General features: G+C 59.7%; 9 protein-coding genes. 3 read left to right on the forward strand and 6 right to left on the reverse strand.

Going from position 1 to position 14,631, the window contains the following annotated elements; all coding sequences use genetic code 11:
* Positions 1-34 precede the first annotated feature (34 nt).
* Positions 35-1,462 carry a zinc-dependent metalloprotease gene (locus tag ACIOWL_RS14695; RefSeq protein WP_400386588.1) on the forward strand — a complete coding sequence of 476 codons (1,428 nt, stop codon included), beginning with the start codon at positions 35-37 and terminating at the stop codon, positions 1,460-1,462.
* A 105-nt stretch (positions 1,463-1,567) separates the two neighbouring features.
* On the opposite strand, the gene ACIOWL_RS14700 is transcribed toward ACIOWL_RS14695, so the two are convergent.
* The 3 genes from ACIOWL_RS14700 to nudC all read right to left on the reverse strand — a co-directional run bounded on the left by ACIOWL_RS14700 (position 1,568) and on the right by nudC (position 5,255).
* The gene (locus ACIOWL_RS14700) at positions 1,568-2,179 is read right to left on the reverse strand and encodes a M48 family metallopeptidase (protein ID WP_400386591.1); all 612 of its coding nucleotides are present in this window, start codon (positions 2,177-2,179) and stop codon (positions 1,568-1,570) included.
* Between the two features lie 122 nt (positions 2,180-2,301).
* Entirely contained in the window at positions 2,302-4,425 is a 2,124-nt protein-coding gene (locus ACIOWL_RS14705; RefSeq protein WP_400386594.1) for an ATP-dependent DNA helicase UvrD2, read from the reverse strand.
* Positions 4,422-5,255, reverse strand: a complete 834-nt coding sequence (nudC, locus tag ACIOWL_RS14710) for an NAD(+) diphosphatase (protein ID WP_400386597.1) — start codon at positions 5,253-5,255, stop codon at positions 4,422-4,424. The genes ACIOWL_RS14705 and nudC overlap by 4 nt, the downstream gene beginning before the upstream one ends.
* A gap of 252 nt (positions 5,256-5,507) precedes the next feature.
* Between nudC and ACIOWL_RS14715 the strand changes: the two genes are divergently transcribed.
* A complete protein-coding gene (locus ACIOWL_RS14715) occupies positions 5,508-6,821 on the forward strand; it encodes a phosphotransferase (RefSeq protein WP_400386600.1) in 1,314 nt (437 codons plus the stop codon).
* Between the two features lie 3 nt (positions 6,822-6,824).
* Here the strand turns inward: ACIOWL_RS14715 and ACIOWL_RS14720 are convergent, their stop codons facing one another.
* From ACIOWL_RS14720 to ACIOWL_RS14730, 3 genes are read right to left on the reverse strand one after another with little or no spacing between them, the layout of a single operon-like run.
* Positions 6,825-10,169: an ATP-dependent helicase gene (locus ACIOWL_RS14720; RefSeq protein ID WP_400386602.1), complete on the reverse strand. Its 3,345-nt coding sequence runs from the start codon at positions 10,167-10,169 to the stop codon at positions 6,825-6,827.
* Positions 10,166-13,360: an ATP-dependent helicase gene (locus tag ACIOWL_RS14725; RefSeq protein WP_400386605.1), complete on the reverse strand. Its 3,195-nt coding sequence runs from the start codon at positions 13,358-13,360 to the stop codon at positions 10,166-10,168. The genes ACIOWL_RS14720 and ACIOWL_RS14725 overlap by 4 nt, the downstream gene beginning before the upstream one ends.
* Before the next feature lie 2 nt (positions 13,361-13,362).
* Entirely contained in the window at positions 13,363-13,752 is a 390-nt protein-coding gene (locus ACIOWL_RS14730) for an MGMT family protein (RefSeq protein WP_400386608.1), read from the reverse strand.
* A gap of 87 nt (positions 13,753-13,839) precedes the next feature.
* Here ACIOWL_RS14730 and ACIOWL_RS14735 point away from each other — a divergent pair, with 87 nt between their 5' ends.
* Positions 13,840-14,523 (forward strand): 3'-5' exonuclease, encoded by a 684-nt coding sequence (locus tag ACIOWL_RS14735; protein ID WP_400386611.1) that lies wholly within the window; start codon positions 13,840-13,842, stop codon positions 14,521-14,523.
* The last annotated feature ends 108 nt before the right edge of the window (positions 14,524-14,631 follow it).

Below are 14,631 nucleotides of genomic sequence, written 5' to 3' on the forward strand. Positions count from 1 at the left end.
CGAACTCCGAGCTACAAGCGGTACTTTTAACTACATGGCACAGAACCCCCCGAATAACCGCCCCGACGGTAACGATGATGAAAACAACCCGCAGGATCCTTTCTCTGCGATGTTTGGTCAGCTCTTCGGCAGCGGATTCGACCCAAATAATCTTCCACCACAACTACGAGATGCCCTCGGCGCCCAAGGCGACCCAGCTGCGATGCAAAAAATGATGCAGCAGGCGCAAGCCATGATGTCGGCGATGATGAGCAGCAATGCTTCCTCCGGTCCAGTGAATTGGAAGCTCGCTTCCGACACTGCACTCCAGGCGTACGCCAGCGATGACCCCGAAGTGTCGGTTGCACGGCAAAGCGCCATTACCGATGCCTCCTACTTGGCTGACCTATGGTTGAACAACGCCACCAGTTTTGAAGCCGGCTCCTCCCCCATCGAGTCGTGGACCCGCAAACGCTGGTATGACAAAACCTTGGGAACCTGGAAAAAAATCACAGAGCCGGTAGCAGAATCCGTCGCCCAGGCGATTACCAGTGCTATGAAGGACCAAATCCCCGAAGAGATGAAGGGAATGCTCGGAAATGCCGACGGCATGTTCCGCAATCTCGGTGCCAGCATGTTTGGAATGCAGCTTGGCTCTGCCCTAGGCGAATTGGCCAAGGATGTCCTCGGCGGCACCGACATTGGCTTGCCGCTGGCAGGGACCACCCCCGGGATCGTCGCCACCAACGTTGCGGCTTTCGGCGATGGACTGGAGATTCCAGAACAGGAAGTGCTCCTTTACGCCGTATTGCGCGAAAGCGCCCACGCACGATTGTTCAATCGGGTGCCATGGTTGAGCTCAAAGCTCATCGGCTCCGTGGAATCCTACGCTCGTGGGATCCATATTGATATGTCTCGCATTGAAGAAGCGGTCCGCGGAATCGACCCGTCGAACCCCGAAGCCCTGCAGTCGATGCTCGGCGAAGGTCTGTTCACGCCGCAACGCACCGCTTCCCAAGACAAAGCCCTGGAAAACCTGGAGCTTACGCTTGCACTGATTGAAGGCTGGGTTGACCATGTAGTTTCCCAAGCCGCGCAGAATCTTCCGTTCGCAGGTCACCTCCGCGAGACCATGCGACGCCGGCGCGCTTCGGGTGGACCAGCAGAATCAACCTTTGCCGCCTTGGTCGGGTTGGAACTGCGTCCCCGCAAGCTGCGTGAAGCCGCGGCGCTGTGGGAGCACCTGTACAACGAGCGTGGAGTAGACGGCCGCGACGCGGTGTGGGATCACCCGGATCTCATGCCAACCCAAGAGGATCTGAGCGATCCGAGCGGATTCACCAAGCGCCGTGAAGCTGCGGCAGTTGAATTTGACGAATTCGACGTAGCGTTGGGCAAGTTGCTGAACGGCGACTTCGATGACGTGAATCCCGTGGTCGAAGCGCCAAAAGACGACCCGGAGAACACCGATCCCAAGGACTAATTTGCAAGATTGACCCTATCCGAACGTCTGGCACCGACTTTGAATAGTCGGTGCCAAACGTTTATCCACGGGTCAGTCGCACGGATAATCCACGGAAATTTCGGATCAACTGTCCTCATCTCCATCGAATCCCCCGGCATCCAACGACTCCTGCCCGTTCTCGGCGGCGTGCGCCCTAAAACCGGCGCTGAAACCAGCCAAGTACTGGTCGGCTTCCACCCGGCGTTCGAACCGGTTAAGCAAGTCCTGAAACTTGGCTCCGTGTCCGTCCTTGGGAACCAGCAGATGGGCAAGTTCGTGCACGAGCACATAATCCTGGACCCACTGCGGCGTGTGCTTCAACCTGCTCGAGAGGCGGATGGTTTTCTGATACACGCTGGCTGAGCCCCAGCGTTTGTTCTGATTCCCTACCCACCGGACGGAGACCGGTTGGGCCTTCCCGCCAAAATACCGCTGGTCAAGCTCGGCCGCCCGGCTGGCCAGATTCTCCTCGCTAGTCGATTCCGAACGCCGCACACGATTTTGACGAAATTTTTTGATCATTTCCTGGACCAGCATCCGTTCGGAGCGCTCATCCAATGCGGCTGGCACCTGGACCACCAACCGGTCATCGCGCCATTGCGAAGATATTGTTTTCCGGCGTTTCGCCGAGCGCACGATGCGCACCGGGATATCGTCCGGAGCTAGGAAATCTACGGTTTGCGGTGAAACCGGCATGGCAGCAGTCCTTTCGATCGTTGACGCCTGCGTTGCGCGGGCGAAATACGCCGCACATGGTGAGGCTCAGGATAGGTACTTGGCCCCTGCGGAACTGCGCACGGGGAGCTGGTTGTGGAAAACTAGCCGTGATGATCGGCCAGCACTTCCAATACTGCTTGCCCGTAGCGTTCCAGCTTGCTGCGGCCTACACCGGAAATTTTTCCCAAGGCCTGTTCAGATTCGGGACGATGCTCGGAAATCGCCATCAGAGTTGCATCGGTAAAGATGACAAAAGCTGGGACCGAATTCGAGCTGGCAACCGCTGAGCGCCACTGCCGGAGTGCTTCGAAGAGCGCTTCGTCGTAGGTGGCAGGGCAGGAGGAACAACGTTTAAGTTTTCTTTCCTTGGCACTGGTAAGGAACGAACCGCACGTCGTGCACACCGCCGGGGTCAGCTTCAGTTCCCGGCGTTTCACCGGTGCTTGCTGCCTGCTACTGGCTTGGCGAACCGACTTGATTCCGTCCAGGAATCGTGAGGGGTAACGGTGCGCTCTTCCGCCGGGCGTCCGGGCCAAAGACCATGAGAGGTAAAGTCTCACGCGGGCACGGGTAATACCGACATACAACAAGCGCCGCTCTTCATCGTATCCGGCTTGGTCTTTGGCATAGGTAATCGGAACCAGTCCGTCGCTCAACCCAGCCAAGAACACCACATCCCACTCAAGACCCTTCGCGGCGTGGAATGAAGCCAACGTGACCCCGTCGAGGGTCGGGGCATGCTGGATCGCTGCACGTTCTTCCAGTTCTCGGACCACTTCGCGCAACGTGGCTTCTTCGCCTTGGGCCTTGCGACCTTCAACGAGTTCATCGGCCAGGCGCACCAACGCGGAGAGCGATTCCCACCGCTGACGCACGGCACCGGTGCCGCCGCTCGGAGCGTTCACGGAGTACCCATGGGAGGAGAGCACGTCACGGACCAGCTGCGCAACATCCTGCTCTTCGCTGACGCTCAACGCCGCGCGCAAGGCCAGCATGCCCTCCTTGACCTCCCGACGGGAGAAGAACCGTTCCGCTCCCCGCATGACATACGGAACTGAGTGCGCGCTCAGCGCCTGCTCAAACGCCTGCGACTGTCCATTGGTGCGGTAGAGCACGGCGATTTCAGAGATGTCTTGGCCCTGCCCGATCAGTGCCTTGATCCGCTGCGCAACCTCGTCAGCTTCATTTTCGTCGTCGCCGGCCTCAAAAAATTCGGGAACTGGCCCGTGCTCACGTTGCGCGATGAGTTCCAAGGGTTCGGGCCAGGTGACGCTGCGGTCCGGTACCGAACTTTCAATGCGGCGGGTTGCCAAAACCTTGTTGGCAAGGGAAACAATTTCAGGGGTTGAACGATAGTCACGAACAAGCTTGACCACCTTGGCCTGAGGGAACCGCGTCCCAAAATTCAGCAGGTAATCCGGACGCGCACCGGTAAACGAGTAAATTGTCTGCGAGGCATCACCCACCACACACAATTCATCGCGGGCACCGAGCCACAGATCGAGCAGACGTTGCTGGAGCGGCGAAACGTCCTGATATTCGTCCACGACAAAATGGCGGTATTGAAGTCGCACACTCGCCGCGACTTTTTCGTCTTCCTCCAAGATTGCGCTGGTCAGCAACAGCACATCTTCGAAGTCTATGACGCTGCGATCGTCCTTAAGCTCTTCGTACGTCTGAAAAATACGCGCCATGCTCACCGGTGCCACACCGTTGGGCATTTCGCGGCTTTCGACAATCTTGGCGTAGCTTTCCGGTGAATGCATGGACACCTTGGCCCATTCGACCTCTGCCGCCAAGTCGCGGACCATGGCTCGGTCGCTGGAGATCCGTAAACGACGAGCTGCCTCGGCAATCAACGGTGCCTTGTGTTCCACCAAACTGGGCAGGGTTCCACCGATTGACTGCGGCCAGAAATACTGCAGTTGGCGCAGGGCGGCCGCGTGGAAGGTGCGGGCCTGCACCCCGGATGCTCCGAGTTGACGCAAACGGGTGCGCATCTCGGAGGCCGCCCTCGTGGTGAAGGTCAGGGCCAATACGCTGGTGGGATTGTAGATTCCCGAGTGCACACCGTGAGCAATACGGTGGGTGATGGCTCGCGTTTTGCCTGTTCCCGCGCCGGCCAGGATACATAACGGCCCACGCAGGGTTTCAGCCGCTTGCCGTTGTTCTGCGTCGAGACCGGAGAGCAGATCATGCAGTGGAGGGTTGTCGTACGCGCTCACTTCTTGGCGGCCTCCGGCAAATCCTCACCGTACCAAGACTTGATCAGCGCGTGGGCAATCGACGCACCGCGCGGAATTTCAAGGGAACCGTCGCGCAACTGGGAGGCAAGCTCTTCACGAGAGAACCAGCGCAGGTCTTGAATCTCTGCCCCGTCTGGAACCAGTTCGGTACTCATTGCTTCGGCGGTGAATCCAAGCATCAACGAACGCGGCAGGGGCCACGGCTGTGAGCCTCGATAGGCGACGTCCCCTACGTGAACACCCGATTCTTCAAAAATCTCCCGACGAACCGCTGACTCCAACGATTCGCCAGCTTCCACGAAGCCCGCCAGTACCGAATACATGTGGGCACGGAACGTTGCATTGGCCCCGAGCAAAATGCGATCCTCGGAGTCAATGATTGCTGCGATCACCGCAGGATCTGTCCGGGGGAAAAGTTCATGGTTGTTCTCCACACAGCGCTGGCCCCAACCGAAGGTCGAAACTCGGGTCGGCGAACCGCAGCGCGGGCAGAACTTCTCGGTGCGCAGCCAATTGGCGATGGCTTGCGACTGCACAAAAAGTTCGGCTTCCACCGTATTGAGCAGGGTGAAGGCCTCCCGCAAGGTGATCCACTGCTCCTTGGCGACCTGCGGATAGTGATCTGCCTGGACCAACGCCACGACATAGGTGTTGGCAGCGTAGGAACCCAACAGCACCTGCACATCATCCGGATGCGCGGTGTAGGACCCATTCTCAAGGAACACCAGCTGCTCATCTGCTACGGCCGCCCCGAATTCCGAGAGCAACATGACCCTGGTGGAAGGATCAGCCAGCGCACGCGACAGCATTTGCGGATCCTCGTGTTCAGTGAGCGGTCGGTGAATCTGGGACCGTGAGAAGCTCAAGGGGGTAATTGGTGAACGGTATTTATCTGCCAGCGCCATACCTCTAACCTAGTGCACATCGAGGACCGTCGAAGGCCCCAGCCCCTAGCTGTGGAAATAATTGACAATGATATTCATCGCAACACCAGCATTTAGCCGGGAAACGGCGCATCTTCCGTGCGTCATTCAACGATGAGGAAAGGAATCTCGCATACGGTGGACATTGTGAAACGCTCTGCCATGGAACTCGCCGCAATTGCCACCGCTGCTGTACCCGGGTTGTCCCCGGTGGGCTTTGCCGCGCTATCCGATGATGCAGAAGATTTTGATTCGGCCTTGATCATCGATGCTCAGAAGCATCGCTGGCGGGTCCGTTCACCGCGACACGATGAAGCCAGCATGAGGCTTGAGGCAGAGCTGTCGGCGTTGCGAGCATTTTCCGCGAAGGTCAGGGCTTCCCTGCCATTTGCTTTGCCCAGTGTTGCCGGCACGGTACGCCAAGGTTCCCTGCGGACCTTTGTGTACAAGGATCTTCCCGGCCGGGTACCAAGCCTGGACGAATTGGTTGACGAGGGAGGCAACCTGGCGCAAGCGCTGGGTCAGTGCATGGCCGCCATCCACCAGATCCCCGACGAATCGGTCGAGATCGCCGGGCTGCCGACCTACACCGCCGATGAAGTTCGCCAGCGCAAACTCAACGAGCTGGACACCGCGGCGGCAACCGGCAAGGTACCTAGTCGGTTGCTTCGCCGTTGGGAACATGCCATGGAAGACGTTGCCTTGTGGCGATTCAACGCTGCCGTGGTCCACGGCGACTTCGATGAAGAGCAAATCCAGATTTCGCATTCAAGCATCACAGCGGTTAAAGGCTGGACCGACCTGCACGTTGGGGACCCGGCCGATGATTTCGCGTGGCTATCGGCCATCGAAGACCAGAACTTCAGCGAGCGAGTCTTCGCCGCTTACGTTGCAGCACGTGGCAAGTCCGCCGACCCGCACATCATGCGCCGTGCCGCGCTGGCAGCCGAGTTTGCGCTAGCTCAATGGCTGGTGAAATCCATTGACAGCAAGGACCACGAACGTATCGCCGAAGCCGAAGAAATGCTTCAGGAACTGGACCGCAACATTGCTGAATACGGCGGGCAACCGCTCTCCGTGGTGGAAGCACCACGCCCACTGAGCACCCCGATAGCCGCCGCGCCGACTCCCGCCCCGGCAGCACCAACTCCCCCGGTCGAAACCTCGGCTCCCGCACCCAAGTCCACTGCGCCAACGATCAACGCATCCAAGGTCACGCCTCTTGGCGAGGATTCCAGGGCTGCCGCTGGACGCGAGGCCAACGCTGCCGCGAGCGATAACGCGACAAACAGCGACCCCAAGAAATCGGCTGAATCCGTTGCCTCGTCCCGGAGCACCGCCGAGACGTCGACTCCCCCGGCAGATGACTCGGCGCCCGAGGATACCGAGGTCGATTCTTCGAACAAGGAATCGTCCTCGTCTGACAACAACAAGAACGATTCCTCGAAGTAGAAGCTAGCCCAGGCTCACCGGTTCACCGGTGGATAACTTGTCGAACGCGCTAGTGATCATCTCTTCAAGCTCCGCCTCGCCAGCGAGGTACTCTGCATGGATTGTGACCCCCGCGGCAACATAGTAGAAAGCCGCCTTGATTTGATCCAAGGGAATTGAGTGAAGCCTCGACCAGCCGAGTCGATAGACGGCAAGCTGGACGAGTTTGCTTTTGAGGTCCTTCCCGGATGGCACCCTACCGGTCTTCCAGTCCAGCATCAGCCACGAGCCGTCCTCGAGACGGAACACCGCATCGATCCGGCCACGTACCGCCACCGGGCCAACACGCGTTTCCAAGGGTACTTCCACATATGCCGGCTGCAGTTTAGCCCATTCACTGGCAAGAAAAGCTTCCTTCATGGACGCGAGGTCTAACGCCTCGTCGAGGTAGTTGTCGGCCGGTTCCATGATGTCTCCCAGATCCAGCATGGAAGTCTTCTCGTAGTACTCCTCGATCCACGCGTGAAAGGCCGTCCCGCGGCGGGCCGCAAGCCCGGGGCGGCGGGGAACCGGGCGCCGGAGGTTCTCCAAGACCTCCACTGGATCCTCGGCAAGTTCCACAAAGAGCGAGGCACGCACATGCTCGGGTGCTTCAATTCCACGGTCCCGGTTGGCCAAAAATTCTCGTTGGGCCATCAGACGCTTGGCTTCTTCAGCCCAGGCTCGTCCGACGTCGGTGCTGATTTTGCGCTCGGCGGCGGGTGTCAAAACATCGTGCGCTAATTCTTGGAGCACGCTGCGGCGGGAATACGGGTGCGGGCTCTTCTGCACCCCACCACGAATTTCCGGTCCGGCTAGCGGATCATAAGGCCAGGTTGCTTCCAATGGTGTCGCACGGCTGGGGTTCTGTTCGGGCGCGTCCTCGTCCGCCACCCAGACCCCAAGCTGCGCCCGCGGGGTGTCCCCTTCGGTCAGCGGCAACAGTGCGGTGAAAAACAGCGACGGCTCGCTGGGTTTGGTCCGGCTATTTGTCCAAACGCTGCTGCTGCAGATCAGCAGGGTTTTAGCCCGGGTCACTGCAACGTAAGCCAGCCGGCGTTCCTCGGCAATATGATGGTCTTCCACCGCTGAACTAAACACCGATTCGGCGTCGAGCAATTCCTTGAGAGATGACTGATCGGTGTCCCACTGCGGAAGATCCCGCGCGTCCCCTCGCAATGGCCACGGCACCGCCTTGTCTCCGCTGGTCCAACGATCAGATTTAGCGCCCGGGAAGACCCCCTCATTCATCGACATCACCGCCACGGTGTCCCATTCAAGGCCCTTGGACGCATGAACGGTGAGCAACTGCACGGCCCTGGGATCTGCGTCCTCGCCTGGCAACGGAAGCCCCTTCTCCTTCTCGGCCGCTTGCTCCAGCCACATCAAGAAGCCTGCTAGTTCAACCCGCGGGGCGTTGCGGCAATATTCGTGCACAACGTCGGCAAAGGCGTCCAAGTTGGCGCGCGATTTATCACGTTCGATCCACGGTCTCACCGCGACCTCAATATCCAGATTCATGGCCCGTTCGGTTTCACGAATCAGCGTCGGCAGATCGTCATTGGCCAACAATCGCAGGGTCGCAAGTTCTTCACGCAACGCAGACAGTCGAGCGCGCCCTTCCGCGCTCAGCTGGCGTCCATCCCCGCTTGTCCAGTTCTCCGGCGGCAGATAGTCAAGGGCCTCCACCAAGCTGGCCCCGTCGTTGAGTTCAGCACGCACCGCTTCGAGGGTCTGCTCGGTTTCAGCACCGTTGCCCTGCGAATCCTGCACCGGATTCAGGCCACGGGCGCGGCGCCGTTCCAGCTGGCGCGACCAATCGGCAAATGCCGTCAGGTCGGCAGCGCCCAGCCGCCATCGTGCACCGGCGAGCAGCCGCATCAGTTTGTCCGAACGCAGCGGATCCACCAGTACATGCAGGCAGGCAACCAAGTCGGTAAGTTCCGGGGTGCTGAGCAAACCGGAAAGGCCAACAAACTGGTAGCTGATGCCGCGCTCGTCAAGGACTTCAGCCATGGAAGCCAGCTGTCCACGGTTGCGGGAGAGCACAGCGCTGGTGATCACCTGGCCGTCGGCGCCGACAAACCCTTCGGCTTGGATCAAATCGGCGATTGCTTCGGCTTCCTGCCGGACCGTGGCGCAACGATTGAGAACCACCCGTCCGGGCTGGGCGAAGGCCGATGGTTCCAACGGTTTCACCGCCACCGGGCCGGAAGCCTGCTGCGCTCCCCCGCCGGTGATGCTGTTAGCGGCCTCCAGGACGTTAACCGTGTTGCGCCAGGCAATCGTCAAATGGTTGACGTGAGCCAATTCCCGGCCAGCGGGAGTATGGATCGGAAACTTTTCCGGGAATCGGAAGAGCTGTCCGGCGCTGGCCCCGCGGAATCCGTAAATCGACTGGTTCGGATCTCCCACGGCGGTGACCGGGTGGCCTTGACCGTATAGCTCGGAAAACAAGACCATCTGGGCATGGGACGTGTCCTGGAATTCGTCCAGCAACACCACCTTGTGGCTGGTTCGTTCGGCGAGCGCCGCGGCGGGGACCTGCTCAGCGATGGTCGCAGCGTGCGCCACCAAATCGCCGTAGTCCATGACCCCGAGCTTCTTTTTCGCCAGGGCGTATTCCTCCGCTAGTTCAGCGATGGTGGCGCGAGAGGCCAACTTGTCGATGAGTTTCAGCGCCACCTGGGTGGGGGCCTTGTTTTTCTCTGGATCCATCGGCAGGGTTTTGAGCCTCAGCACCAGATCGTCGATCCATTGGTGAGCCTGCGGAGCGGTCAATAGGTGTTCGGCGGCTTCGGAACTAAACGAAACGATGGCGTCGATCAGCGTGCTGGTGGCGCTGTTCAGGTGGTGGTAGTCACCGGTGTAGCTTTCGAGCACCGTATGAGCCAGTTGCCAGGACTGCGCGGCTCCCAGCAGCACGGTATCCTCTTCCAGCCCGAGGCGCAACCCGTGGTCTTGCACCAGGGTATTGGCGTAGGAATGGTAGGTGGAAACCGCAGGATCCAAGAAGTCCCTGGTCGTTTCCTCGCTCAGCAGCCCGGTGGCTACGAGTTGGGCAATCTTGGCGCGAATGCGCACGGACAATTCACCGGCCGCCTTGCGGGTAAAGGTTACACCGAGGATTTCTTCCGGCCGCACCAGTTGGTTGGCGACCAGCCAGACGACCTTGTCTGCCATGGTTTTGGTTTTTCCCGATCCCGCGCCAGCTATCACCAGCATTGGTTCCAGCGGAGCGCTGATGATCTTGGCTTGCTGCTCGGTCGGTGGGAACTTCTCCCCCAGCGCCTCTGAGAGTTCTTGCGGGGTGTACTTGATAGTGCTCATGGTTCGGTAACCTGACGTCCTTCGGTGCACAACGGGCAAATTTCGGGGAGGGTGCAGCTGCCCATGAGGCCTGCCGATCCAGCCACATGCCTGGTGGTGAATTCGGTTTGCCCCATCAATTCGGCGGCTTCCAAGATCAGTTTGCGGGCCCAGTCGTCTTCTCCCAGGGCAGGTTGATCACGTAGCGCCGGGCTCTTGGCGGAGGTCCCCACATACACGAGGCTGGCTCCGGCCGGGTCATCCGAAAGCCCCTTCGTTTCCGGGTGTTCCTGTAATGCGCCGAGCTGAATGGCCGTCTGATATACACCCAATTGGGCATGTTCCAGGACGTCGTTTTTACTGGGTGCCGAGGCACCGGTTTTCAGGTCAACGACGGTGACCCTGCCCTGGGCATCGGCTTCGACACGGTCGATAATTCCCCGAATTTGCACACCCTGCTCCGCGCCGGGAACCTCCACATTAAAGGAAAGCTCTCTGGCGACAAGCGTGCGTCCTTCTTGCCGGGTAGCGACGCAGTATTGCGCGAACTTCTTGAGCATCAGATTGGCCCGGTCAAAGTCGCGCTGGCCTTCCCAGTTATCCAATTTTTCAAGTTCTGGCCAGCGTGCTTCGAGGATTTGCTCATATTCCGCGCTGCTGGCTTCCGGGTGCTCTTCGGCGATCGAGTGGATCAGTGTGCCCAACGAGGCCGCGAAATCATGGGCCGCGGTTCCGCCGGCACTTTGCACAAACCAGTTCAGGGGCGACTTGATCAGCGTTTCAACCTTGGACGGTGATACACGTCGTGGTTGTCCCTCGGGGATCACCGGACCGTGGCTGCTCAGTGGGAGCATGCCCCACCATGAGGAGGGGTGTGCTCCGCGAACCGGATGTGGTGAGGTCGCCAGATCTGCGAGCACCTGGGCGGCATCCTGATACAGGTCTTCGGCGTTGACCTGCGGCGGTGGGGCGATCGCCCCCAAGTCAGCGGCCTTGGCCCGCTCGGCGGTGTTACGCAGCTCGGCAACTAGTGCCGGCAGCGCGCGAATTCGTGGCACCGGTGTCAGTGCACGGCCTTCGGCTCCCGGCGGGTCCACGAGGTCCATGAAGGAGGAGGGTTGCGAGTCTTCGTTGTCCACCGCTGTGCAGATCAGTTGCGCCGAGGCACGGGAGACCGCGTTGCTGAAGCTGCGCAATTCGTCGCTGCGGATCTGACGGATCAGGTGTGTTGGGGTTCGTGTGCTCAAAAAATCTATGCCATGCTCAACCACGTCCGCTAACGCATTCGACCCAAGAAGTTCGCCACGCAACCTGAGGTTGGGCCATGACCCTTCTTGCAGTCCCGGAATAAAAACAATCGGCCATTGTTTACCGGCGGCGGCAGCGGTAGTCAGCACGGTCACATGTGTTGCACCTCCGCCCCGGCTGGCCAACGAGTCCATGGGAAGTTCTTGATGCATGATGTGCTCGATAAACTGCTGTACGCTGGCACCGGGAAGTTGGTCGACAAACCGTTCGGCGGCTTGGAACAGGGACAGCACGGCGTCGAGGTCGTGATCCGCACGGCGTGCCGTGGTTCCGGTGCCCAAGGCTTCCTCACGCCATGCCTTGGACCGGCCGGAGGCTTCCCACATCACCCACAGAGCGGTTTCGGGGGTGGCGGTACCCGTGGCAAGTTCTTCTCGCAAGGCCGTGAACATTTTCAGCAGGCGTTGCAGGCCGAATGCCGGTTTGCCTAGATCTGCGGCAAGTTCTAGGTCTGTTAGGCATGCTTCAAGTAGTTCTTGGCTGGAGCGCCGCCCTCCGCGGGCCGATTCTTGCTGGCGCAGCAACTGGCGGAGACGACGAATTTCCAAGGCAGTGCTCATCCCGTATCGCGAGAGCAGCAGGTTTTGCATCAGTAATGCGTCATCGCTGACACCATCTGCGAAGGCCAATTCCAGCAGGTCAAGCAATGGGCGTACGGCGGCTTCGTCTTTCAGCGGGATCTCGGCCGGCGGCACCTGAATTGCAATGCCTTGCCCTTCCAAAAAGCGGCTGAGCGAACGAACCTGGGAACCGTTTCGAACTACGACGGCGATCTCTGAGAGATCCCTGCCTTCAAAGAGATTCAGCTGAACGATTCGCTGGGCGATAAAACGCTCTTCGAGGGTTGAATTCTCAAAGGTGAGTGCCTGGGCAACCCCGGGGCCGGCATTCGGTGCTGGCTCAACTGCGCGTCCGTGGGTTCCGGTGGCCACCGGAATATGCCGCACAATACGTTGCCAGGCTACGGTGATTTCCGGGCTCATCCGGTAGCCGGTGCTCAATTCCAGGATCCGGGCGTCTTGAGCACTGGAGTATCGGGAGGCGAAGTGATGCAATTGATCGGTTCTGGCGCCACGGAATCCTTGAACCACACTGTCTGGCGCGGCAAAGGCCAGCAGGGATCGGTCGCGGCCCAGCAGCGCTAATAACCGGTGCTGCGACAGGGTGGCTTCTTGCAGGTCATCAACGAGAATCAGTTTGAGCCGGTCTTGTTCGGCGTGCAGGAATTCGGTGTTCTCTTCGAGGATCTGCGCTGCGCGGGTGATGAGCCCGGCGGGGTCAAAGGCTTCGGCGTTGCCTAGGTCGAGCAGGTCCCGGTACTCCTGATAAAAAACGGCCGAAGCGATCCACTCGGGGCGTGCCGCCAACTGCCCGTAGTCCGCGATGTCGGCCGGTTCCAGCCCCAGCTCGGACACCCGGTCGAAAAACTCGCGCAGTTCTTTTCGAAAACCCCTGGTCTGTACCGCAAGATCAAGCTCCGTGGGCCACCCCGGTCCTGGGGTGAGGCCCTGTGTGTGGCCTTCTAGCAGGCTGCCGATCAAGGTATCTTGCTCGGGACCCGAAAGCAGCCGCGGAGAGCGCTCAAGAAATGGCAAAAGCCCCTCCACGCGCGCCCGGCGGATCAGGTCAAAGGCGTAAGCGGACCAGGTGCGGACCACAGGTTCGGTGAAGGTGCGCTGGGCACGGCGGCTGAGCTCATCCCTGATGGACGCAGCGCTTAAACGTGTGGGGGCGATAATCAACAGTGACAGCGGATCCAGCCCGTCCTCAAGCCGGGCCACCGCGGTTTCAATGAGCGCGGTGGTTTTCCCTGTGCCCGGAGCACCGGTGATCAGTGTCGGGGTGCGGGCACCGATCAAAGCCTCACGTAGCGGGTTCTGCTCTGCTGCGGGTTCATCATGCATACTCATAGTTGATCATCTACCTCAGACATTTTTGGGTTTCCCAACGCCACACGCAACCCATCGATCAGCTCCCACTGTGCGGGGGTGGGATTCCACCGTTTGTCGTTCATGCTGATTCGCCGGCCAGATTTCGATAGGCCTTCCGCTTCCCAGTGCAGGTTAGCCTGTGTCGCCAATGCCTCGGTGATGGTTCCATCGGCGCGCAGGATCCGCCACCACGGTGTCCCATCCGGGGCGGCGCCCATGGCTTTTCCTGACTGTCGTGCAGAGCCACTGCCCAGCAATTCGGCAACATCGCCGTAGCTCAACACGGCACCGGCCGGAATCAGTTGCGCCAGCTCATGGACGGCTTCGGGGAAGGTCAGGGAAGTGCGCCTCGGGGCTTGAGTCATAACTCCATTGTGCCAAGTCGAGTCCGTTGATCCACAACAGGTGCGTCCAACACCCAACCTGTCGGCATGGGGCTGTAGCGTGGAGGTATGACTGAATGGCAAAACGGCCTCGCCGTAGGCTTTGACTTGGAAACCACCGGCGTCGACACCGCAACCGCACGAATCGTCACGGCCTCGGTAGTGCTACTTGACGCGCAAAAGAACATTGTGAACCAGCGCGAGTGGTTGGTGAACCCAGGGATTGAGATTCCTGAGGCGGCAACGGCCGTACACGGGGTTTCGACCGAAAAGGCCCGCGCCGAGGGCATTCCCGCACTCCAGGCGGTTCGTGAAATTTTGGGGTTGCTCGCGTTCGCCGCCGAACAAGCGCCACTGATTGCCTTCAATGCTTCCTACGATTTTTCGGTGCTTCACGCCGAAGCACTGCGTTATGAGTTGCCGCCCTTCATTCCCGGCAACGTGATTGATCCATTTATCATCGACAAACAGGTAGACAAGTTCCGCAAGGGTAAACGCACCCTTGCCGCCGCCTGCGATCACTACGGCGTAGTCCTGGAAAACGCTCACACCTCGTTTGCCGACGCTGTGGCCTGCGTTGCCGTCGCCCGGGCTATCGCGGAAAAATACCCTCAGTTGCAGGTCGACCCGCAGGTACTGCACGGCTGGCAGATTGGGTGGGCCAGGGAGCAGGCCGAAAGTTTCCAAACGTATCTGCGCAAGAGCAAGCCGGATGCAGTAGTTGATGGCGCCTGGCCTATCAAAGATGACTAGGTGCCAAGGCGCCCGTGAAAGTTTTTTCAGAAAGTAATTCACCTCACGGGCACCTCAGGAGCCTTCAGCACTCCCACCGATAGGCCATTCATGCATCCTCTGGCCCGT

This window comes from Glutamicibacter sp. NPDC087344, assembly GCF_044744225.1.
In the GTDB taxonomy this organism is placed as follows: domain Bacteria; phylum Actinomycetota; class Actinomycetes; order Actinomycetales; family Micrococcaceae; genus Glutamicibacter.

What these genes read in the sequence shown, in the direction of transcription:
- ACIOWL_RS14695 (WP_400386588.1), top strand. Translation starts at nt 35, where the DNA reads ATGGCACAGAACCCCCCGAATAACCGCCCCGACGGTAACGATGATGAA.
- ACIOWL_RS14700 (WP_400386591.1), bottom strand. Translation starts at nt 2,179, where the DNA reads ATGCCGGTTTCACCGCAAACCGTAGATTTCCTAGCTCCGGACGATATC.
- nudC (WP_400386597.1), bottom strand. Translation starts at nt 5,255, where the DNA reads ATGCTGTCGCGTGCGCTGGCTGATCCTTCCACCAGGGTCATGTTGCTC.
- ACIOWL_RS14720 (WP_400386602.1), bottom strand. Translation starts at nt 10,169, where the DNA reads ATGAGCACTATCAAGTACACCCCGCAAGAACTCTCAGAGGCGCTGGGG.
- ACIOWL_RS14725 (WP_400386605.1), bottom strand. Translation starts at nt 13,360, where the DNA reads ATGCATGATGAACCCGCAGCAGAGCAGAACCCGCTACGTGAGGCTTTG.
- ACIOWL_RS14730 (WP_400386608.1), bottom strand. Translation starts at nt 13,752, where the DNA reads ATGACTCAAGCCCCGAGGCGCACTTCCCTGACCTTCCCCGAAGCCGTC.
- ACIOWL_RS14735 (WP_400386611.1), top strand. Translation starts at nt 13,840, where the DNA reads ATGACTGAATGGCAAAACGGCCTCGCCGTAGGCTTTGACTTGGAAACC.